The sequence below is a fragment of the Ideonella alba genome (assembly GCF_018069845.1).
GTDB lineage: Bacteria > Pseudomonadota > Gammaproteobacteria > Burkholderiales > Burkholderiaceae_C > Ideonella > Ideonella alba.
Genome location: NZ_JAGQDD010000012.1, coordinates 20,426 through 40,294, shown reverse-complemented (window position 1 = coordinate 40,294; position 19,869 = coordinate 20,426). Strand labels below are relative to the sequence as shown.

The window sequence follows — 19,869 nt, the reverse complement described above, 5'->3', positions numbered from 1 at the left end:
CACAGGGTCACTCCGGATGGGCGACCGATGACCCCGACGCGAATCGCAGGCTGCGCGCCCGCTGCGACTGGCTGCTTTGCAGCAAGGACCAGTACAGCTCCAGCACCAGGTGGACATGGGCGCGGGTCTCGGCAATGTCGGGCACCCGGTTGCCAGCCTTGCGCACCCGCCCTTCACCGGCGTTCCAGGCCGCCAGCGCCGCATCGATGCTGCCGGTGCGCCGCCACAGGTCGGCCAGCATCCGCGAGCCGATGGTGAGGTTGTGGCGCGGGTCGCGCAGCAGGGTTTCGACCGGTGCGGCCGCGCGTTCGCCGCGGGTGGCATACCGCTCACCAGCAGCCGGCATCAGCTGCATCAGGCCGATCGCCCCGGCGGGCGAGACCTGGTCGGCCCGGAAGCCCGATTCCACCGCGATCACCGCCTTCAGCAGTTCCACGTCCAGCCCGCTGGACTCGGCCGCCTGGCGCATCAAGGGCATCAGCGATTTGACCTCGGGGGCGAACTCCAGCCAGGTCAGCAGGCTGCCGCGGTCGATCGACTTGCCAGGCACCCGCACGCGCGAGTCGCCCCGCTCGCGCAGCAGTGGCTCGAAGCGCGTGTCCAGCGGCTGCTGGGCCAGGTGGGCCACACCGTGGCCATCGACGTAGCCGTACAGCGGCGTCTGGGCCGAGGCCGCCAGTGGGCCCAGCAGCCACGCGGCGCCCAGCAGCGCCCCGGCCAGCCGGGCGCAGCGCTCAGACGTCGATCTCGACGCTGTCACCGTGGATCTCCATCAGCTCGCGCCGCGACGCGGCCTCGCCCTTGCCCATCAACCGACCGAAGGCCTCGACGGTGGCGGTGAAGCCGATCGCACCGTAACCCACCTGCAGCAGGCGGCGGGTGTCGGGGTTCAGCGTGGTTTCCCACAGCTGTTCGGCGCTCATTTCGCCCAGGCCCTTGAATCGGCTGATGCTCCAGCTGCCCTCGCGGGCGCCTTCCTTGCGCAGCTTGTCCAGCGCCGCCTCCTGCTCGCCCTCGTCCAGCGCATACAGCTTGGCCGCGGGCTTCTTGCCGCGCGCCGGGGCGTCGATACGGAACAGCGGCGGCTTGGCCACGTACACATGGCCGGCCTCGACCAGCTTTGGGAAATGGCGGAAGAACAGCGTCAGCAGCAGCACCTGGATGTGCGAACCGTCGACATCGGCGTCCGAGAGGATGCAGACCTTGCCATAACGCAGGCCGGAGAGGTCCGGCGTGTCGTTGGGCCCATGCGGGTCGACGCCGATGGCCACCGAGATGTCGTGGATCTCGTTGTTCTTGAACAGCAGGTCGCGCTCCACCTCCCAGGCATTGAGCACCTTGCCGCGCAGCGGCAGGATGGCCTGGGTCTCCTTGTCGCGGCCCATCTTGGCGCTGCCGCCAGCCGAGTCGCCCTCAACCAGGAACAGCTCGTTGAGCGCGATGTCGCGGTTCTCGCAGTCGGTGAGCTTGCCGGGCAGCACGGCCACGCCGGAGCCCTTGCGCTTTTCCACCTTCTGGCTGGCGCGCTGGCGGGTCTGGGCCTGCTTGATGACCAGCTCGGCCAGCTTGCGGCCGTGCTCGACATGCTGGCTCAGCCACAGCTCCAGCGCCGGGCGCACGTAGGCGGACACCAGACGCAGCGCGTCGCGGCTGTTCAGGCGCTCCTTGGTCTGGCCCTGGAACTGCGGGTCCAGCACCTTGGCGCTGAGCACGAAGCTGGCGCGGCCGAAGATGTCCTCGGGCATCAGCTTGACGCCCTTGGGCAGCAGCGAGTGCATCTCGATGAAGCCCTTGATGGCGGTGAACAGACCGTCCTTCAGCCCGGCCTCATGGGTGCCACCGGCGACCGTGGGGATCAGGTTGACATAGCTCTCGCGCAGCAGCGCGCCATCCTCGGTGAAGGCCACGCACCAGGCGGCGCCCTCGCCTTCGGCGAAGTTCTCGTCCTCGTTGGCGCCGGCGTAGTGCGCGCCCTCGAACAGCGGGATCAGCGGGTCGGCCGGCAGCGCCTGCTGCAGGTAGTCGCGCAGGCCGCCCTTGTAGAGCCAGGTCTGGGTGTCGCCGGTCTTCTCGGTGGTGAGCGTGACCGTCACCCCGGGCATCAGCACCGCCTTGCTGCGCAGCAGGTGGGTCAGCTCGCTGCGCGGCAGTTCGGCGCTCTCGAAGTACTTGGCGTCGGGCCAGACGCGTACCGAGGTGCCCTTCTTGCGCTCACCGGCCTGCGCGGCGCGCACCACCAGCGGCTCGACCACGTCGCCGCCCGAGAAGGCCAGCTGGGCCGCCTGGCCATCGCGCCAGACCGCCACCTGCAGCCGCTTCGCGAGCGCGTTGGTGACACTGACGCCCACGCCATGCAGGCCGCCCGAGAAGCTGTAGGCACCGCCGGCGCCCTTGTCGAACTTGCCGCCAGCATGCAACCGGGTGAAGACGATCTCCACCACCGGCACCTGCTCTTCAGGGTGCAGGCCGAAGGGGATGCCCCGGCCGTCATCGTCGACGCTGACCGAGCCGTCGGTGTGCAAGGTCACCGCGATGCGCTTGCCGAAGCCGGCCAGCGCCTCGTCGGCGGCGTTGTCGATGACTTCCTGGATGATGTGCAGCGGGTTGTCGGTCCGGGTGTACATGCCCGGGCGCTGCTTGACGGGCTCGAGGCCCTTGAGGACGCGGATCGAGGCCTCGCCATACTCGGGCGAAGGGGAAGCGGAACGGGTGGCCATGCGGGAAATTGTAGGCAGCAGCCTGCCGTCGCCATCGACGGAACAGACGGCCTGGATGTGCATACAGTCTACCTCCCCAGGCTGTCACGCAGGCGACAGCAATACCCTGCTGTGCATCGCCGGGCGCGCCGCTGGGCTACAGTGCCTGGATGAGCACCGCCGCCGACCGCCGCCCCTTGTCCATGACCCAGGTGCTGCTGTGCGGCGCGCTGATCGTGACACTGTCGATGGGCATCCGCCACGGCTTCGGGCTGTGGCTGCAGCCGATCACCATGGACCGCGGCTGGACGCGCGAGACCTTCTCGTTCGCGCTGGCGGTGCAGAACATCGCCTGGGGCGCCGCCGGTCCGTTCGCCGGCGCGCTGGCCGACCGCTTCGGGGCCTTCCGGGTGCTGCTGGTCGGCGCCCTGCTCTATGCACTGGGCCTGGTGCTGATGGCGCTGGCCACCTCGGGCCTGGCCTTCACCGGGGCCACCGGGCTGCTGATCGGCATCGCCCAGTCCGGCACCACCTACGCCGTGGTCTACGGCGTGATCGGCCGCAACGTCGCCCCCGAGAAGCGCTCCTGGGCGATGGGCGTGGCCGCGGCAGCGGGTTCCTTCGGCCAGTTCATGATGGTGCCGGTGGAGAGCTGGCTGATCGCCACCTGGGGCTGGCAGAGCGCGCTGTTCGTGCTGGGCTGCGCCGCGCTGGCGATCATGCCGCTGGCGCTGGGCCTGAAGGAGCCTGGCCTGGCCGGCGGGGCCGCGCGGCCGCAGCAGAGCATTGGTGCCGCGCTGCGCGAGGCCTTCGGCCATGGCAGCTTCCGCTGGCTGACCGCCGGGTATTTCGTCTGCGGTTTCCAGGTGGTGTTCATCGGCGTGCACATGCCCAGCTACCTGCGCGACCAGGGCATGGACCCCTCGGTGGCCACCACGGCGCTGGCGCTGATCGGCCTGTTCAACGTCTTCGGCACCTACGGCGCCGGTGTGCTGGGCCAGCGCTTCCCCAAGCGCCACATCCTCTCGGCGATCTACCTGCTGCGCTCGGCGGTGATCGTGATCTTTCTGGCCGCTCCGCTGACGCCGATGAGCGTCTACCTGTTCGCCGCGACGATGGGCGTGCTGTGGCTGTCCACCGTGCCGCCGACCAACGCGATCGTGGCCCAGGTCTACGGCGTGCAGTACATGTCTATGCTGGGAGGCGTGGTGTTCTTCAGCCACCAGGTGGGCTCGTTCCTGGGCGTGTGGCTGGGCGGCTGGATATACGACCGCGCCGGCAGCTACACGCCGGTGTGGTGGATCGCGGTGGCGCTGGGCATCTTCGCGGCGCTGGCCAACCAGCCGGTGCGCGAAACGCCGCTGCTGCGGCCCGCTGCCGCCTGACACCATGTGGGTGAGGCTGCTGACCTGGACGCTGGTGCTGGGCGCGCTGCTGCTGGTCTTCCTGGCCTACCTCAGCCCGCACCTGGTTCGAGACCTGGCCGACCGCCTGTGGGCCTGCTTCTGATGCACGACACGCCCACGCCGCCGTCGGACTGGGTGCGCCGCTGGTGCACCGGGCTCGCGCCGGGCCGCGCGCTCGACTTGGCCTGTGGCCGCGGGCGGCATCTGCGCTGGCTGGCGCAGCAGGGTTGGCAGGTCACCGGCGTCGACCGCGACGAACAGGCCCTGGCCGGCCTGCAGGGCCTGGGCGAGCTGCTGCACGCAGATATCGAGTCCGGGCCCTGGCCGCTGGCGGGCCGCCGCTTCGACCTGGTGGTCGTCACCAACTACCTGTGGCGCCCGCTGCTGCCGGCGATCATCGACACGGTGGCGCCGGGCGGTCGGCTGGTCTACGAGACCTTTGGCGCCGGACATGAGCGCCTGGGCCGGCCGTCACGTCCGGATTTCCTGTTGCAACCGGCAGAGCTGCTGCAGGCCTGTCGCGAGTTGCAGGTGCTGGGCTATGAGTGCGGGCAGTTGCCGTCGCCCGAGCGGGTGGTCCAGCGCATCGCCGCGCAGCGCGATGACGCGGTGCACCATCTGCCGGTCTGGGCCGTTGCACCGGGTGGCTAGAATCCACCATTCGCAAGGAATCACGATGAGATCCATTCAAGGCAGCATCCCGGCGCTGGTGACGCCGATGCACGAAGACGGCAGTGTCGACTACGACCGCCTGCGCGCGCTGATCGACTGGCATGTCACCGAAGGCACCGATGCCATCTGCGTGGTTGGCACCACTGGTGAATCCGCCACGGTGAGCTTCGAGGAGCACTTCGAGATCATCCGTGTGGCCGTCGAGCACGCCAAGGGCCGCATCCCGATCATGGCCGGCGCCGGCGCCAACAGCACCACCGAGGCCATCGAGCTCAGCCGCTACGCCAAGCAGGTGGGTGCCGACTGCACGCTGCAGGTCGTGCCCTACTACAACAAGCCCTCGCAGGAGGGCATGTACCGCCACTTCAAGGCCATCGCCGAGGCGGTGGACATTCCAGTGATGGTCTACAACGTGCCCGGTCGCACGGTGGCGGACATGCTGCCCGAGACCACGCTGCGCGTGGCCACCATCCCCGGCGTCTTCGGCATCAAGGAAGCCACCGGTAACATCGAGCGCGCCGCCTGGCTGATCAAGCACGCACCGGCCGGCTTCAAGGTCTTCTCCGGCGATGACGGCACCGCGATCGCGCTGATGCTGCTGGGCGGCGCGGGCAACGTGAGCGTCACGGCGAACGTGGCGCCGCGCCTGATGCACGAGATGTGCGCCGCGGCGCTCAGCGGTGACATTCCCACCGCCCGCCGCATCCACTTCCTGCTGCTGTCGCTGCACAAGCAGCTGTTCTGCGAGAACAGCCCGGCCCCCGCCAAGTGGGCCCTGTCCCAGCTGGGTCGCTGCGGCACTACCGTGCGGCTGCCGCTCACCCCGCTGAGCGATGCCGGCCAGGCCCTGGTCGGCAGCGCGATGCGCGACGCCGGGCTGCTGGCCTGATCCCCCCTCACCTGTTCCGAGCCGCCGCACCGAGCACCGGTCCGTCGGCTCTCTTGGAGACCGCTTCAGTGAAACAAGCCTTCGCCTCGACGCCCCTGCGTGCCGCCGTCCTGCTCATGATCGTCGGGCTGGCAGGGTGCAGCGCCCTGGAGAGCACGCTGGGTGGCGACAAGATCGACTATGGCCGGGCCGCGCGCAAGACCAACCCGCTCGAAGTGCCGCCCGACCTGACGCCGCTCAACCGCGATGGCCGCTTCCTGCCGCAATCGGGCGCCGTCAGCGCGAACCAGCTGCAGCAGGCTGGCGGCTCGCGCACGGCCGCAGCCACCGCCCCCACCGCCGCACCCAACCAGGTCGGCTCGATCCGCATGGAGCGCGAAGGCAACACGCGCTGGCTGGTGACCCCGCAGTCCCCCGAGCAGCTGGTGCCGCGCATCCGCCAGTTCTGGCAGGACATGGGCTTCACGCTGGTCAAGGACAGCCCCGAGACCGGCGTCTTCGAGACCGATTGGGCCGAGAACCGCGCCAAGATTCCTGACGACCTGATCCGCAACACCCTGGGCAAGATCATCGACTCGCTGTACTCCACCGGCGAGCGCGACAAGTTCCGCACCCGCATCGAGCGCACCGCCCGCGGCACCGAGATCCTGATCAGCCACCGGGGCGTGCAGGAGGTCTTCAGTAGCCAGACGCGCGAGGACAACCTGGTCTGGACGCCCCGCGCCAGCGACCCGCAGCTCGAGGCCGAGATGCTCTCGCGCCTGATGCTGGCGCTGGGCGCCCCCGAGCAGGCCGCCAAGGATGCCAAGGCCAACCCGGCGGCGCCAGCGGTGGCGGCGGCCGCGCCGGCCGCCGTGTCGTCGCGCGCCGAGGAACTGAGCGGCCAGCCTGGCGCCGCACTGCGCGTGACCGAAGACCTCGAGCGCACCTGGCGCCGCGTCGGCCTGGCCCTGGACCGCAGCGGCTTCACGGTGGAAGACCGCGACCGCGGCCAGGCCACCTACTTCGTGCGCTTTGCCGATCCGTCCACCGCCAGCGAGGATCAGCCGAGCTTCTTCGCCAAGCTGTTCGGCGCCAAGGATGCCGTGCAGCTGGCCCGCTTCCGCCTGGCGCTGAAGTCGCAACCCGATGGCAGCACCGCGGTGAACGTGCTGGACGCCGAGGGCCGCCCCGACGCGTCCGAGAACGCGCGCCGCGTGGCCTCGCTGCTGCTGACCGAACTGCGCCGCTGATCCCCAGGCCAGGCGTGGGGTCGGCATGGCCCCACGCGCGGCCGCACACAGCACAAAGCCGCCCTCGGGCGGCTTTCTTGCGTGTGCCATGCGGCCAAAAAGAAAAGCCGCCCGAAGGCGGCTTTCACTGGCGCGGAAGAAGGATTACTTCTTGACGGCGTCCATGGCGGCCGAAGCGGCGGCGTTCACGGCGCCAGCAGCGGCGTCCTTGGCGGCATCGGCAACGGCCGAAGCGGCGGAGGCAGCGGCGTCAGCCACCGGAGCGGCAGCCGAAGCGGCGGCGTCGGCCACCGGGGCGGCGGCGGAAGCGACGGCGGCGGCAGCGGCCGGGGCAGCTTCTTCAGCCTTCTTGCCGCAAGCGGCCAGGGCAGCGACAGCGATCAGGGAGGCCAGCAGGAGCGACTTGTTCATGAAGTTCCTCAAAGAGAAAAGTGGGGGACGAACAGAAATACCGGTAGTTCTGAAGGCCCGCTGTTCTGGCGAACCTCCTCCTCGACACAGACCAGGACGGCCGGGCGCCCAACGAGCGCGGCAGATCAATCCTGTGCCTAGCCTTACATTATACCCACTCTAGGTAGAGTCCCTAGATGCCGATGGTTGTCACGGGGAACGTCACGGTGGCGCGTTGCGAAACTGCATCAATCCACCGGGCGTTGAGGACAAGTTCACGTGGATCGGTGCAGATGCGGCCTTGCACCTGCGGGCCCGGCACGCGCTCGATCAACCCCAGACCTTGCGCCAGCAGGCACTCGCGGCCTTCCAGCAGGCGCGCCTCCTCGACCGCCAGACACTGTACCCGATGGTCCCAGGTGGCGCGCCAGCGCATCAGGCGCGGCGCACCGTGGCGCACCGGCTCGAAGTCCGTGCCCAACCACAGCCACTGCCGGCCGGCAGGGCGCGCCCAGCGTGCCAGGCGTTCCAGCAGCTCGGCCTGTTCCCAGGGCCAGGACAGCGGGTCCTGGGTGATCCAGCACAGCCGCGTGACGCGCGCCGCCTCCAGGCCATCGACCAGGCGCGCCACCGCATCGGCCCAGGCCTCACGGCCCGTCCAGTTCAGCCGGCCCGGGGCCTGCGGCCAGGCATCGGCCTCAGTCGGCTCGGACCCATCCATCACAGGCCCACTCGTCGATCAGTGCCCGTGCGGCCTGGCTGAGCTGCGCCAGCTGCGCCGCGGAGAGTCGCCGCGCATCGGCCAGCTGCCGCATCAGCCGCGCGTCCCGGCCGCCGGCACGGAAGGACTCGCCGTTGATGAACACATGGTGCTCGTCGTACATCATGCGCGAGCGCGCATCCAGCCGGGCGCCCTGCCCCGCCGCCAGCGGCTCGCCGCCATCAAACCAGACGATGGCCTTGGGCTCGGTCAGGGTCTCGCCCAGCGCGCAGGCCAGGCTGCGGGCGTCGTTCAGCGCCTCGATCACCGCCTTCTGCGCGAAGTGCTGCAGCGCCTGCGGGATCAGGCCCGGCGTGGCCGTGGCGCTGCCGGCCGGATCGCGGTAGTGCGGCTCGTCGGTGTCGGGCTCCAGCGCGTCGACCATGCGCTGCAGCACCTCGCGCGCGGTCTCGGTGGGCGTGGGCGTGCGAAAGCCGATCGAGCAGGTCATGCAATCGTCGCCCACGGCGATGCCGTCGTGGCCCCAGCGCGGCGGCAGGTACAGCATGTCGCCGGGCTCCAGCACCAGGTCCTCGGTGGGCTGGAAGTTGGCCAGGATCTTCACCGGCTTGTCGGGCAGCAGTTGCGCGTCCTTCACCGGGCCGATGCGCCAGCGTCGCCGGCCGCTGACCTGCAGCAGGAAGACGTCGTAGGAATCGAGGTGCGGCCCGACCCCGCCGCCATCGCTGGCGTAGCTGATCATCAGATCGTCCAGGCGCGCCTCGGGCACGAAGCGAAAACGCGACAGCAGCTCATGGGCCGCCGGCACATGCAGGTCCAGCCCCTGCACCAGCAGCGTCCAGCCCGGCTTGCCCAGCGGCGGAATCTGGCGACGCGTGAACGGTCCGTGGCGCAGGGTCCAGGTGGTGGGTGACTGCTGCAGCAGGCGCGACTCCACGTCCTCGCGTCCGGCCAGCTCGAACAGCTCGGCGCGGGGCAGCGGCGGCACCACGCCGGGCACGGCCTGGCGGATGACGAAGGGCTTCTTCTGCCAGTAGCGGCGCATGAAGGCCGCGGGAGAGAGGCCGCCGAGCAGCGGCAGCGCTTGATCGATGTCCATGGGCCCGGATTGTCGCGCGGCCGCCGCAGGGGCTGTGCGATGATCCGTTGATGGACATCACTTCCCCTTGCGTCGTGACGCTCACCTGGACGTTGTCTGACGCCCAGGGCCAGCTGATCGACGAGCTCGACGAGCCGGTCGAGTTCTTCTATGGCGGCGAGGACCTGCTGCCCAAGGTCGAGGAGGCCCTGGCCGGTCAGGCCGAGGGCTTCGAGACCCAGCTGCACCTGGAACCCGAACACGCCTTTGGCGACTACGACGCCGAGCTGGTCTGCTTCGAGCGCCGCGCCCTCTTCCCGGCCGATCTGGAGCCCGGCATGCGCTTCGACGGCCTGCCCGAGGGCGCCGCTTCGGAGATGCCCGAGGGCCTGATCTACACCGTCACCGAGATCTACCCCGAGCACGTGGTGCTGGACGCCAACCATCCGCTGGCCGGCATCGCGCTGCGCATCGCGCTGAAGGTGCGCGGCGTGCGCGAGGCCACCGCCGAGGAGCAGGCCGCCGGCAGCGTGGGCGACTCGCCACTGGCGGTGCTCAGCGGCCCGCCACCCGGCAGCTCAGTGCACTGATCAGGCCTGGCCGGTCGAGCCGAAGCCACCGGCACCGCGGTCGCTGGCTTCGAAATCGTCGACCACGCGGAACGCCGCCTGCACCACCGGCACGATCACCATCTGCGCGATGCGCTCCAGCGGCTGGACCGTGAACGCGGTGTGGCCGCGGTTCCAGCAGCTGACCATCAGCGGGCCCTGGTAATCGGAGTCGATCAGGCCCACCAGGTTGCCCAGCACGATGCCATGCTTGTGGCCCAGGCCCGAGCGCGGCAGGATCATCGCCGCCAGGCCCGGATCAGCGATGTGCACCGCCAGGCCGGTGGGGATCAGTGCGGTCTGGCCCGGGGCCAGCTCCAGTGGCGCATCCAGGCAGGCGCGCAGGTCCAGGCCGGCGCTGCCGGGCGTGGCGTAGGCGGGCAGCTGGTCCGCCATGCGCGGGTCCAGCAGCTTCACGTCGATCGTCGTCATCGGGTGGGTGGGGTCAAACGGGTGGCGATCTCGGCCACGAGCTGACGCGCCAGCGTCAGCTTGTCGGCCTGCGGCAGTTCGCGGTGGCCGTGTTCATCGACCAGCAGCAGCGCGTTGGTGTCCTGGCCGAAGGTGGCCGGGCCCAGGTTGCCCACCAGCAGCGGGACCTGCTTGCGGGCGCGTTTGTCCTGTGCGTGCCGCAGCAGGTCGTGGCTCTCGGCCGCGAAGCCGACGCAGTACGGGCGCTGCGGCAGCCGCGCCACCGCAGCCAGGATGTCGGGGTTCTCAACCATCTCGATCGCCGGCGGGCAGCCGCTGCCGTCCTTTTTCAGCTTCTGCTCGGCCGCCGCCACCGGGCGCCAGTCGGCCACCGCGGCGGTGGCGATGAAGACGTCATGCGCGGCGGCCAGCGGCATCACCGCGTCGTGCATCTGCAGCGCACTCTGCACATCGATCCGCCGCACATGGGCCGGCGTGGGCAGGTGCACCGGGCCGGCGACCAGCGTGACCTGCGCCCCGGCCTCCTGCGCCGCGCGGGCGATCGCGAAGCCCATCTTGCCGCTGGAGTGGTTGGTGATGCCGCGTACCGGATCGATCGCCTCAAAAGTGGGGCCGGCGGTGATCAGCACGCGCTGGCCGGCCAGCCGCTTGGGCTGGAAGAAGGCGATCAGCTCGTCGCGCAACTCGGCCGCCTCCAGCATGCGGCCGTCGCCCACCTCGCCGCAGGCCTGGTCGCCGGCGGCCGGACCCAGCACGCTGACGCCATCGGCGCGCAGCGCAGCCACGTTGCGCTGGGTGGCCGGGTGGGCCCACATCTCGCGGTTCATCGCTGGCGCCACCAGCAGTGGCACGCGCTCGGCCGGCCGCGCCAGGCACAGCAGCGACAGGATCTCGTCGGCCCGGCCGTGCACCAGCTTGGCCATGAAATCGGCGCTGGCCGGGGCCACCAGCACCGCATCGGCCTCGCGCGAGAGGTTGATGTGGGCCATGTGGTTGGCCTCGCGCGGGTCCCACTGGTGGGTGTAGACCGGCCGGTTGGTCAGGGCCTGCATGGTCACCGGGGTGATGAAGTGCGTCGCCGCCTCGGTCATCACCACCTGCACGGTGGCGCCGGCCTTGACCAGCTCGCGCGCCAGCTCGGCCGCCTTGTAGCAGGCGATGCCGCCGGAGAGCCCGAGAACGATGTGGCGGCCGCTCAGATCCAGTCGATCAGCCATGGTCTCACTGCATCTGCGCGCCGTGGCACTTCTTGAACTTCTTGCCGCTGCCGCAGGGGCACAGGTCGTTGCGACCCGGCAGGGCCTCGACGCGGCGCGGCGCCGGCTTGGGCGCATGGTCCAGCCAGTACAGGCGCAGGTCCTGGGCGGCATAGAGCGCCTCGTTGACCAGTTCGTCGCGGTTCAGTTCCTCGCCGTCGTAGAGGTCCTCGAAGACTTCCTTCAGCTCCTCGGCCTCCATGGTCAGCGAAACGATGCGCGTGAGGCACTCGTCAAACAGCTGGCCGTCCTCGGTCTCCATGTCCTGCGGCGGCCAGTCGTCGGGGTAGTCGCGCGTGGCCTCGATGAAGCCGATCGCCCAGACCTCACCGGTCTGCTCCAGCAGGTGCAGCTGATCCTGCTGCACATGGCCTTCGGCGACCAGGCGCTGCTTGTCCTCGTCGGTCAGCTCGATCATCAGTGGCGCCAGGCGCAGCACGTCCGGGTCGTCGAGGATCTGGTCGGGGTCGAGCTGCTGCGCCAGCACCTCGTAGCGGGCGTCAATCGCGGCCAGTGCGGGCGCGGCGTCCTCGGGGTCGCCATAGGCGCGGCCGAACACGCCCTGGCCCAAGCGCGGCAGCCATTCGTCGCGGGCAATGCGCCGCGGGCCAGCCAGCAGGGCGGTCATGTAGCCGTCGAGCCACTCGAGCGACAGGTCGTCCTCGAAGCCGGCCAGGCGTTGGCAGACGCGGTCCAGTGCGTCGATCTCGTCGTCGGTGCTCATGCGCGGCGCGGCCAAGGTGCTCTCCTGCGGTGGGGTGGGTCAGTGTCGCATGTCAGGCTAAACCGGCCATCGGCTCGCCCATGCGGATCGGCCGGCCCGGCACCCAGGCCGGGTTGAAGCGCAGCGGCCCCTTGGGCCACAGCATCACCACGGTCGAGCCCAGCAGGAAACGGCCCATCTCGGCGCCGCGCGCCAGCCGGATATCCTGGTCGTCGTAGGCCCACTCGCGCACCTCGCCCGGCCGCGGCGGGTTGACCACGCCATGCCAGACGGTGGCCATGCTGCCAACGATGGTGGCCCCCACCAGCACCAGCACAAAGGGGCCGGCGTCGGTGTCGAACACGCAGACCACCCGCTCATTGCGCGCGAACAGCCCCGGCACACCGCGCGCGGTGGTGGGGTTGACCGAGAACAGATCGCCCGGCACATGGATCATCCGGCGCAGCCGGCCGGCGCAAGGCATGTGGATGCGGTGGTAGTCGCGCGGGCTCAGGTACAGCGTGGCGAAATGGCCGTCCTGGAAACGCGCCGCCAGCGCGGCATCACCACCGACCAGCGCCGTCGTGCTGTAGGCATGGCCCTTGGCCTGGAAGACCTGGTCGCCCTGCACCGGGCCGAACTGGCTGATCGCGCCATCGACCGGGCACAACAGGCCCTGGGCGGCCAGCGGCCGGGCCCCGTCGCGCAGCGCACGGGTGAAGAAGTCGTTGAAGCTGGCGTAGGCCGCCGGGTCGGGGTTGGCCGCCTCGGCCATGTCCACGCCGTAGCGGGCGATGAAGCGCCGGATCACCGCCGTGGTGAGCGCGCCGCCGCGGTGCTGGGCGAAGGCGCCGGCCAGTTGGGTCAGGGCCTGCTTGGGCAGCAGGTATTGCGGCAGGACGGCCAGGCGATCGGACAGCGACACGGTGCAGGGACTCAGCGAGAAGAGCCCGCCAGTGTAGGCGCTCGGCGCCGGCCTGCCCGCTTTTCGGGCAGTCCAGGAAAACCCACGGCGCGACACGCACTTGCCGCATCCACCCACGACTTACCCACAGGCTTGCTCCGCAGCGCCGTGGACAAGCCGTCACCGAACTGCCACATTTCCCGGCAGACCAGAAAAAGCGCAGCAGTGACAAGCACTTGCGCGCCTCTCCCACGACTTGCCCACAGGCTTGCTCACGCCCGCCGTGGACAAGCCATGCGGCGGTTCAGGGCGCCGCTGGCGGTGTCTGGCGCGCCTCGTCGTCCCAGCGGCGCAGTTGCGCCAGCTTGTCGGCGATGCGCTGCTCCAGCCCACGCGGCACCGGCCGGTACCAGCCGGGCTCGGTCAGCCCGTCGGGCAGGTAGGTTTCGCCGGCCGCGTAGGCGTCGGGCTCGTCGTGCGCATAGCGATAGGCATGGCCGTGGCCCAGTTCCTTCATCAGCTTCGTGGGCGCGTTGCGCAGGTGCGGTGGCACCTCGCGGCTGCGGTCCTGCTTCACGAAGGCACGCGCCTCGTTGTAGGCGTTGTAGCCGGCATTGCTCTTGGCGGCCACGGCCAGGTAGATCACGGCCTGGGCCAGCGCCAGCTCGCCCTCGGGGCTGCCCAGGCGCTCATAGGTGGCGGCGGCATCGTTGGCGATCTGCATCGCGCGCGGATCGGCCAGGCCGATGTCCTCCCAGGCCATGCGCACGATGCGCCGGGCCAGGTAGCGCGGATCGGCGCCGCCGTCGAGCATGCGGCACAGCCAGTACAGCGCGGCGTCGGGGTGGGAGCCGCGCACCGACTTGTGCAGCGCCGAGATCTGGTCGAAGAAGGCGTCGCCGCCCTTGTCGAAGCGGCGGCTGTTGAGCGCCATCGCCGCCTGGACGAACGCCGCATCGATGGCCGCCACGCCAGCCGCCATCGCCGCGCTGGCGCACTGCTCGACCAGGTTGAGGAAGCGCCGTGCATCGCCGTCGGCGTAGCCCACCAGCGTGTCGGACGCGGCGGCATCGATCGACAGCTCGGGCATCACCTGGCGCCGGGCGCGCTCGAGCAGCTGCTTGAGCTCGTCCTCGCTGAGCGGCTTGAGCACATAGACCTGGGCGCGCGAGAGCAGCGCCGAGTTCACCTCGAACGACGGGTTCTCGGTGGTCGCGCCGATGAAGGTGACCAGGCCGTTCTCGACATAGGGCAGCAGCGCGTCCTGCTGGGCCTTGTTGAAGCGGTGGATCTCGTCGACGAAGAGGATGGTGCGTCGGCCGCGCCGCTGGTGCTGCTGCGCCTGCTCCATCGCCGCGCGGATGTCCTTGACGCCGCTGAACACCGCCGACAGCGCGATGAACTCGCACTCGAAGGCATGGGCGGTCAGGCGGGCCAGCGTGGTCTTGCCCACCCCCGGCGGGCCCCAGAAGATCATCGAGTGGGGCCGCCCCGACTGGAAGGCCAGCCGCAGCGGCCGGCCCGGGCCCAGCAGGTGCGTCTGGCCGACCACCTCGTCCACCGTGGCCGGACGCAGGCGTTCGGCCAGCGGCGGATTGGCGGCGGCGTCGGCGCTGGCAGCGGGGGCCGGCAGGTCTTCGAAAAGGCCGTCCTGGGAGTGGTCCATGCGCGGATTGTGGCCGCAGTCGGCGCGAATAGCCCGGCCGGACGGCTGCTTTTCAGGGCTTGCGACGGCGGCCTGCGCCGCACACTTCCAGCCACCTGAGCCGCCTCCCGAGGAGTCCCTGACGATGAGCACCCTGATGACCAGCGACCAACGCAGCACCCTGCAGCCCACCCTGGCCGCCACCGGCGCGCCGCGCGAGTACCTGTCCTTCAAGCTGGGCCATGAGGAGTACGGCATCGACATCCTGAAGGTGCAGGAAATCCGCGGCTACGAACAACCCACGCGCATCGCCAATGCGCCGCACTTCATCAAGGGTGTGGTCAACCTGCGCGGCGTGATCGTGCCGATCGTCGACATGCGGCTGCGCTTCGACCTGCCCGACGTGAAGTACGATGCATTCACCGTCGTGATCATCCTGAACATCGCCCACCGCACCGTGGGCATGGTCGTGGACTCGGTCAGCGACGTGCTGGAGCTGCCGGCCGGCCAGATCAAGCCGGCCCCCGAATTCAACGGCGCGATCGACGCCAGCTACATCACCGGCCTGGGCACGATCAAGCACGGCGACGACGAACGCATGCTGATCCTGATGGACATCGAGCAGATGATGACCTCCGCCGACATGGGCCTGATGGACGCCGTCCTGCACTGAAGGCCCACGCCATGCGCCACCACCCCCTGCTGTCTGCGCTGCTGCTGAGCCTGTCGCTGCCGGCGCTGGCCGGGCGACCCGCCGCCACCGAGGATGCCGGCACGATCAGCCCCGGCGTCTGCGAACTGGAAAGCTACCTGGGCCACGGCCGGGAGGATGGCACGCCCAGCGTGGGCGTGCAGAGCCTTCAGCTGGGCTGCGGCGCCACCGAACACACCCAACTGGCCCTGCTGGGCCAGCGGGCCCACAGCGCGGGCAGCTCGGTCCGCAGCCTGACGCTGGCCGGCAAATCCCGCCTGATCGACGGCGGGGACGACGGCGCCAGCATCGCCCTGGCCTATGGCCTGGGCGCGACCGACGATGGCGCTGGCCTGCGCTCGGACCAGAGCTACGTCAATGGCGTGGTCAGCTGGCCGATGGCGCCTGGCTTCGTGCTGCACGGCAACCTGGGCTGGACCCGCTCGCGGCAGGCGCATGCCAGCACCACCTCCTGGGCGCTGGCCGTGGAACATGCGGCCAGCGGCCAGTGGGACCTGATGGGCGAGCTGTTCGACAACGACCGCACGCGCCGCCCCTGGATCCAGGCCGGCGTGCGCTGGAATCCGTTGCCCAACCGCCTGTGGCTGGATGCCAGCTGGGGCTGGCAGACCGGACATCCGCGCGCCCGGGCGATGACCCTGGGTCTGCGCTTCGCGTTCTGATCAGCCCGCGTTGACGTCCGCGCCGGGAGGCGGGACGAAGCGGAAGGTCTCGGGCGGCGGTGCGGCATCGGTCTGCATCGCGCCGAACTCGATCAGCGAGCGCTGACCAAAGCTGTCGGCGATCTCCAGCGCCGCCCAGGCCGCGCCGCGGAAACCCGCCTTCATCGACACGATCGTGCCGCCCGGCTGGCGAGGCACCGCCTGCACCCAGTCGAGGCCGCCGGTCGAGGGCAGGACCTTCAGCTCGAACTCGCGCTCCAGCGACTGGCCGGCCAGCAAGGCGGCGGGCGTGCTGCCCAGCGCCTCGTTCCAGGGCCGCACCGTGACCTGGTTCAGGTCGGGGTCGTGGAACCAGACCTTCTGGCCATCGCCGACGATGGTCTGCGCATAGGGCTTCAGGTAGGCGAAACGGAAGCGGTTCGGGCGCTGGAACTCGAAGCGGCCACTGGACAACTTCTTCTTCAGGCCGTCTGGCGAGGTCACCGTCTGGGTGAAATCAGCGCGGCCGAAGCGCACGTCGCGGATGAAGGTGTTCAGGGCCGACAGCGCATCGGCGCGCGCGCCCGGCGGCAGCATCGCCAGGGCCAGCAGACCCAGGCATTCCCGTCGTCCGACGGTTCGTTCATTCATCGCGCTTGGGCAGCAGCAGGTCGCGGCTGCCGTTGGGGGACAGTGCCGATACGAGCCCGGATTGCTCCATTTGTTCCAGCAGTCGCGCCGCGCGGTTGTAACCAATCCGCAGATGCCGCTGGACCAGCGAGATGGACGCCTTGCGGTGCTGCAGCACCACCGCCACCGCCTGGTCGTAGAGCGGATCGGACTCGCCGTCGCCGCCTGCGGCACCGCCGCCGGCGGCGTCGCCCGCCTCGCCATCCAGGGTGCCGCCTTCCAGGATGCCCTCGATGTAGTTGGGCTCGCCCTGGGCCTTCAGCGATTCGACCACCCGGTGCACTTCCTCGTCGGAGACAAAGGCGCCGTGCACCCGCACCGGCAGGCCGGTGCCGGGCGCCAGGTAGAGCATGTCGCCCATGCCCAGCAGCGCCTCGGCGCCCATCTGGTCCAGGATGGTGCGGCTGTCGATCTTGCTGCTGACCTGGAAGGACAGCCGGGTGGGGATGTTGGCCTTGATCAGGCCGGTGATCACATCCACCGAAGGCCGCTGCGTGGCCAGCACCAGGTGGACGCCGGCGGCGCGCGCCTTCTGGGCCAGACGGGCGATCAGCTCCTCGATCTTCTTGCCCACCACCATCATCAGGTCGGCGAGTTCGTCGATGACGATAACGATGTAGGGCAGCCGCTCCAGCGGCTCCGGAGCCTCGGGCGTCAGGCTGAACGGGTTGGGCAGGTGCTCGCCGCGGGCCGCCGCCTCGTCGATCTTCTTGTTGTAGCCGGCCAGGTTGCGCACGCCCAGCTTGCTCATCAGCTTGTAGCGCCGCTCCATCTCGCCGACGCACCAGTTCAGCGCGTTGCCGGCCTGCTTCATGTCGGTGACCACCGGACACAGCAGGTGCGGGATGCCCTCGTAGACGCTCATCTCGAGCATCTTGGGGTCGATCAGGATCAGGCGCACATCACGCGCCTCGGCCTTGTAGAGCAGGCTGAGGATCATGCCGTTGATGCCCACCGACTTGCCCGAGCCGGTGGTGCCGGCCACCAGGCAGTGCGGCATCTTGGCCAGGTCGGCCACCACCGGCGAGCCGACGATGTCCTTGCCCAGGCCGATCGTCAGCAGCGAGCCGGCGTCGTGGTAGACCTTGGAGCCCAGGATCTCGGACAGGCGAATGGTCTGCCGCTTGGCGTTGGGCAGTTCCAGCGCCATCAGGTTCTTGCCCGGAATGGTCTCGACCACGCGGATGCTGACCAGGCTCAGCGAACGCGCCAGATCCTTCGCCAGGTTCACCACCTGGGATCCCTTGACCCCGGTGGCCGGCTCGATCTCGTAGCGGGTGATCACCGGGCCGGGCTGGGCCGCGATGACCTGCACCTCGACACCGAAGTCGCCCAGCTTCTTCTCGATCAGGCGGCTGGTCATCTCCAGCGACTCGGGCGTCACCGTCTCGACCCGCGCGGGCGGCTTGTCAAGCAGGTCGATCTGCGGCAGCTTGGTGTCGGCCAGCTCCATGAACAGCGGCTTCTGGCGCTCCTTGGCCACGCGCTCGGACTTGGGCACCTCCAGCACCGGCGGCTCGATCACGATGGGGCGGTGCTCGACCTGCTCCTGGCGCTCCTCGACCACCTCCTGCTCGCGCTCGCGCAGGGCCTGCTCGCCCAGGCGGACGTCTTCTTGGAACTCGCGCGCCTGCGTGCGCCGCTCACGGGCGCCGTCGATCCAGCCGCCAATCGTGTCGGCGGTGCGCACCCACGAGAAACGCAGCGCCCAGGGCAGCGCCGCCACCAGCAGGGCAATCCACAGCGCGCCGGAACCGGCAAAGCCCAGCCACTGCTGCGAGACCGGCCCCGCCCAGTGGCCCAGCACGCCACCGGCCGGTCCGGGCAGGTGGGCTTCCCAGGCGTAGATGCGGGTCCATTCCAGCGCACAGCTCGACAGCATCACCAGCGCCAGGCCCAGCGGCACCGTGCCGTCGGGCTCGGCAGCCGGGGCCGCGGCAGGCCCTGGCGGCTGGGTCGAGCGCCACAGCGCTGCCAGCGCCGACAGCCAATGCCGCAGTCCTGCCAGCACCAGCCACCAGGCCGAGAAGCCGAAGAGCATCAGCGTCAGGTCGGCCACCCAGGCGCCGGGCGCGCCCAGCCAGTTCAGCGTGCTGCCATCCACGCCCGAGGTGCTGAAGGCCGGATCGCCGGGCCGACGGCTCAGCAGCGACAAGGTCAGGACCAGCCACAGCGCGCCCCACAGCGCGGCCCGCACCAGCAGACGCCAGGCAGGCACCCGCCGCGGCGGCTCGGGCGCCACGCCGGTCAAAGCCGCGCCCATGCCACGGCGCCATCCCACGAGCCCGCTCACCGGGCCTCCCAGGGCGCCACCGGGCGGCGGCACCACAGACACATGCAGGTCATCAGCCCAATCGATTCTTCAGCAGCACCGACCCGTTCTCCTGGGTCTCGATCACGCCGCGCTCCTCCAGGTCCTTCATGACCCGGCTGACCATCTCGCGCGAGGCGCCGACGATCTTCGCCATGTCCTGGCGCGACACCTTGCTGCGGATGACCTTTTCGCCATCGACATCCTCGGCCATGTCCAGCAGCGTGCGGGCGACGCGGCCGTAGACGTCCAGCAGCGCCAGCGACTCGATCTGACGGTCGGCGGCGCGCAGGCGCGTCACCAGGCCGCGCATGATCGCGTAGGACAGGCTGGAGTTCTCGGGCAGGCAGCGGGCGAACTCGGCGCGGCCCAGGATCAGCATGTCGCACTGCACCTCGCAGCGCACCGTGGCCGAGTGGGGCTGGTTGTCGATCAGGCTCATCTCGCCGACATAGTCGCCAGCTTCCAGCACCGCCAGGATGACCTCGCGCCCGCGGGAGTCGGCGGTCAGCACGCGCGCCCGGCCATTGAGCAGGATGTAGAGCGCATTGCTCTTCTTGCCCTGCTCCACCACCAGCTCGCCCCGGCGGTAGCGGCGCTTGACCACGCCATCGGCGACGGCACGCGCCTGGTCATTGGTCAGCATCGAGAACAGCGGCACCCGGCGGATCAGGTCCAGGTTCGACAGCATCGACATTCAATGTCCCCTCTCAAAATGGCAGGTCCGCGGCACCCGAAGCCAGGGGCCCGGTGCTTGCCTACAATCGCGGCATCGATAAGCCCGATGCATGCGCGAGCATATCCGGTTTGCGCACGGGGCCCAGGACATCCGTCCCACCCCTGTTGCGCGCCCCGCAACGCATCGTCCCCAGATCACACCACC

General features: G+C 69.9%; 20 protein-coding genes. 7 read left to right on the top strand and 13 right to left on the bottom strand.

The window, feature by feature from the left end; translation table 11 throughout:
- Nucleotides 1-7 precede the first annotated feature (7 nt).
- A complete protein-coding gene (locus tag KAK03_RS15635) occupies nt 8-760 on the bottom strand; it encodes a lytic transglycosylase domain-containing protein (RefSeq protein ID WP_310738626.1) in 753 nt (250 codons plus the stop codon).
- The gene (locus tag KAK03_RS15630; RefSeq protein WP_210855035.1) at nt 735-2,717 is read right to left on the bottom strand and encodes a DNA topoisomerase IV subunit B; all 1,983 of its coding nucleotides are present in this window, start codon (nt 2,715-2,717) and stop codon (nt 735-737) included. Before KAK03_RS15630 ends, KAK03_RS15635 begins: the two co-directional genes overlap by 26 nt.
- Before the next feature lie 149 nt (nt 2,718-2,866).
- Between KAK03_RS15630 and KAK03_RS15625 the strand changes: the two genes are divergently transcribed.
- The 4 genes from KAK03_RS15625 to bamC all read left to right on the top strand — a co-directional run bounded on the left by KAK03_RS15625 (nt 2,867) and on the right by bamC (nt 6,895).
- Nucleotides 2,867-4,081, top strand: a complete 1,215-nt coding sequence (locus KAK03_RS15625; RefSeq protein ID WP_210855033.1) for an MFS transporter — start codon at nt 2,867-2,869, stop codon at nt 4,079-4,081.
- 123 nt (nt 4,082-4,204) lie between these two features.
- The gene (locus KAK03_RS15620; protein WP_210855031.1) at nt 4,205-4,753 is read left to right on the top strand and encodes a class I SAM-dependent methyltransferase; all 549 of its coding nucleotides are present in this window, start codon (nt 4,205-4,207) and stop codon (nt 4,751-4,753) included.
- A 25-nt stretch (nt 4,754-4,778) separates the two neighbouring features.
- Nucleotides 4,779-5,663 carry a 4-hydroxy-tetrahydrodipicolinate synthase gene (dapA, locus tag KAK03_RS15615; RefSeq protein ID WP_210855030.1) on the top strand — a complete coding sequence of 295 codons (885 nt, stop codon included), beginning with the start codon at nt 4,779-4,781 and terminating at the stop codon, nt 5,661-5,663.
- A gap of 68 nt (nt 5,664-5,731) precedes the next feature.
- Nucleotides 5,732-6,895, top strand: a complete 1,164-nt coding sequence (gene bamC, locus KAK03_RS15610; protein ID WP_310738625.1) for an NlpB/DapX family lipoprotein — start codon at nt 5,732-5,734, stop codon at nt 6,893-6,895.
- A 144-nt stretch (nt 6,896-7,039) separates the two neighbouring features.
- Here the strand turns inward: bamC and KAK03_RS15605 are convergent, their stop codons facing one another.
- The 3 genes from KAK03_RS15605 to KAK03_RS15595 all read right to left on the bottom strand — a co-directional run bounded on the left by KAK03_RS15605 (nt 7,040) and on the right by KAK03_RS15595 (nt 9,105).
- Nucleotides 7,040-7,306 carry a hypothetical protein gene (locus KAK03_RS15605; RefSeq protein ID WP_210855028.1) on the bottom strand — a complete coding sequence of 89 codons (267 nt, stop codon included), beginning with the start codon at nt 7,304-7,306 and terminating at the stop codon, nt 7,040-7,042.
- A 172-nt stretch (nt 7,307-7,478) separates the two neighbouring features.
- The gene (locus KAK03_RS15600; protein ID WP_210855026.1) at nt 7,479-8,006 is read right to left on the bottom strand and encodes a hypothetical protein; all 528 of its coding nucleotides are present in this window, start codon (nt 8,004-8,006) and stop codon (nt 7,479-7,481) included.
- Entirely contained in the window at nt 7,984-9,105 is a 1,122-nt protein-coding gene (locus KAK03_RS15595) for a cupin domain-containing protein (RefSeq protein WP_210855024.1), read from the bottom strand. The genes KAK03_RS15600 and KAK03_RS15595 overlap by 23 nt, the downstream gene beginning before the upstream one ends.
- A 50-nt stretch (nt 9,106-9,155) precedes the next feature.
- On the opposite strand from KAK03_RS15595, the gene KAK03_RS15590 reads away from it, so the two are divergent.
- On the top strand, nt 9,156-9,674 hold the full coding sequence (locus KAK03_RS15590) for an FKBP-type peptidyl-prolyl cis-trans isomerase (RefSeq protein ID WP_210855022.1): 519 nt from the start codon (nt 9,156-9,158) through the stop codon (nt 9,672-9,674).
- On the opposite strand, the gene dut is transcribed toward KAK03_RS15590, so the two are convergent.
- The 5 genes from dut to KAK03_RS15565 all read right to left on the bottom strand — a co-directional run bounded on the left by dut (nt 9,675) and on the right by KAK03_RS15565 (nt 14,653).
- Nucleotides 9,675-10,124 carry a dUTP diphosphatase gene (dut, locus tag KAK03_RS15585; protein ID WP_210855020.1) on the bottom strand — a complete coding sequence of 150 codons (450 nt, stop codon included), beginning with the start codon at nt 10,122-10,124 and terminating at the stop codon, nt 9,675-9,677. It lies immediately after the preceding gene.
- Nucleotides 10,121-11,341 (bottom strand): bifunctional phosphopantothenoylcysteine decarboxylase/phosphopantothenate--cysteine ligase CoaBC, encoded by a 1,221-nt coding sequence (coaBC, locus tag KAK03_RS15580; protein WP_210855017.1) that lies wholly within the window; start codon nt 11,339-11,341, stop codon nt 10,121-10,123. The genes dut and coaBC overlap by 4 nt, the downstream gene beginning before the upstream one ends.
- A 4-nt stretch (nt 11,342-11,345) precedes the next feature.
- The gene (locus KAK03_RS15575; RefSeq protein ID WP_210855015.1) at nt 11,346-12,119 is read right to left on the bottom strand and encodes a UPF0149 family protein; all 774 of its coding nucleotides are present in this window, start codon (nt 12,117-12,119) and stop codon (nt 11,346-11,348) included.
- Nucleotides 12,120-12,156: 37 nt separating this feature from the next.
- Entirely contained in the window at nt 12,157-13,002 is an 846-nt protein-coding gene (gene asd, locus KAK03_RS15570) for an archaetidylserine decarboxylase (RefSeq protein ID WP_210855176.1), read from the bottom strand.
- Between the two features lie 289 nt (nt 13,003-13,291).
- Nucleotides 13,292-14,653 carry a replication-associated recombination protein A gene (locus KAK03_RS15565; protein ID WP_210855013.1) on the bottom strand — a complete coding sequence of 454 codons (1,362 nt, stop codon included), beginning with the start codon at nt 14,651-14,653 and terminating at the stop codon, nt 13,292-13,294.
- A gap of 124 nt (nt 14,654-14,777) precedes the next feature.
- Between KAK03_RS15565 and KAK03_RS15560 the strand changes: the two genes are divergently transcribed.
- Together KAK03_RS15560 and KAK03_RS15555 are read left to right on the top strand one after the other, a co-directional pair.
- On the top strand, nt 14,778-15,305 hold the full coding sequence (locus KAK03_RS15560) for a chemotaxis protein CheW (protein WP_375140987.1): 528 nt from the start codon (nt 14,778-14,780) through the stop codon (nt 15,303-15,305).
- Between the two features lie 11 nt (nt 15,306-15,316).
- Complete coding sequence (locus KAK03_RS15555; RefSeq protein WP_210855011.1) at nt 15,317-16,006, top strand: PA4824 family protein; 690 nt, start codon at nt 15,317-15,319, stop codon at nt 16,004-16,006.
- On the opposite strand, the gene lolA is transcribed toward KAK03_RS15555, so the two are convergent.
- From lolA to KAK03_RS15540, 3 genes are all read right to left on the bottom strand, one after another.
- The gene (gene lolA, locus KAK03_RS15550; protein ID WP_210855009.1) at nt 16,007-16,636 is read right to left on the bottom strand and encodes an outer membrane lipoprotein periplasmic chaperone LolA; all 630 of its coding nucleotides are present in this window, start codon (nt 16,634-16,636) and stop codon (nt 16,007-16,009) included.
- Nucleotides 16,629-18,938: a DNA translocase FtsK gene (locus KAK03_RS15545; RefSeq protein WP_210855008.1), complete on the bottom strand. Its 2,310-nt coding sequence runs from the start codon at nt 18,936-18,938 to the stop codon at nt 16,629-16,631. Before KAK03_RS15545 ends, lolA begins: the two co-directional genes overlap by 8 nt.
- Before the next feature lie 82 nt (nt 18,939-19,020).
- A complete protein-coding gene (locus tag KAK03_RS15540; protein WP_210802312.1) occupies nt 19,021-19,683 on the bottom strand; it encodes a Crp/Fnr family transcriptional regulator in 663 nt (220 codons plus the stop codon).
- Between the last annotated feature and the right edge of the window lie 186 nt (nt 19,684-19,869).

Bases quoted from the DNA above. Each gene is read 5' to 3' on its own strand.
- KAK03_RS15630 (WP_210855035.1), bottom strand. From the start codon at position 2,717: ATGGCCACCCGTTCCGCTTCCCCTTCGCCCGAGTATGGCGAGGCCTCG.
- KAK03_RS15595 (WP_210855024.1), bottom strand. From the start codon at position 9,105: ATGGACATCGATCAAGCGCTGCCGCTGCTCGGCGGCCTCTCTCCCGCG.
- coaBC (WP_210855017.1), bottom strand. From the start codon at position 11,341: ATGGCTGATCGACTGGATCTGAGCGGCCGCCACATCGTTCTCGGGCTC.
- KAK03_RS15545 (WP_210855008.1), bottom strand. From the start codon at position 18,938: ATGGGCGCGGCTTTGACCGGCGTGGCGCCCGAGCCGCCGCGGCGGGTG.
- KAK03_RS15605 (WP_210855028.1), bottom strand. From the start codon at position 7,306: ATGAACAAGTCGCTCCTGCTGGCCTCCCTGATCGCTGTCGCTGCCCTG.
- KAK03_RS15555 (WP_210855011.1), top strand. From the start codon at position 15,317: ATGCGCCACCACCCCCTGCTGTCTGCGCTGCTGCTGAGCCTGTCGCTG.
- KAK03_RS15560 (WP_375140987.1), top strand. From the start codon at position 14,778: ATGAGCACCCTGATGACCAGCGACCAACGCAGCACCCTGCAGCCCACC.
- dut (WP_210855020.1), bottom strand. From the start codon at position 10,124: ATGACGACGATCGACGTGAAGCTGCTGGACCCGCGCATGGCGGACCAG.
- KAK03_RS15620 (WP_210855031.1), top strand. From the start codon at position 4,205: ATGCACGACACGCCCACGCCGCCGTCGGACTGGGTGCGCCGCTGGTGC.
- KAK03_RS15625 (WP_210855033.1), top strand. From the start codon at position 2,867: ATGAGCACCGCCGCCGACCGCCGCCCCTTGTCCATGACCCAGGTGCTG.
- KAK03_RS15540 (WP_210802312.1), bottom strand. From the start codon at position 19,683: ATGTCGATGCTGTCGAACCTGGACCTGATCCGCCGGGTGCCGCTGTTC.
- dapA (WP_210855030.1), top strand. From the start codon at position 4,779: ATGAGATCCATTCAAGGCAGCATCCCGGCGCTGGTGACGCCGATGCAC.
- KAK03_RS15600 (WP_210855026.1), bottom strand. From the start codon at position 8,006: ATGGATGGGTCCGAGCCGACTGAGGCCGATGCCTGGCCGCAGGCCCCG.
- KAK03_RS15565 (WP_210855013.1), bottom strand. From the start codon at position 14,653: ATGGACCACTCCCAGGACGGCCTTTTCGAAGACCTGCCGGCCCCCGCT.
- KAK03_RS15590 (WP_210855022.1), top strand. From the start codon at position 9,156: ATGGACATCACTTCCCCTTGCGTCGTGACGCTCACCTGGACGTTGTCT.
- lolA (WP_210855009.1), bottom strand. From the start codon at position 16,636: ATGAATGAACGAACCGTCGGACGACGGGAATGCCTGGGTCTGCTGGCC.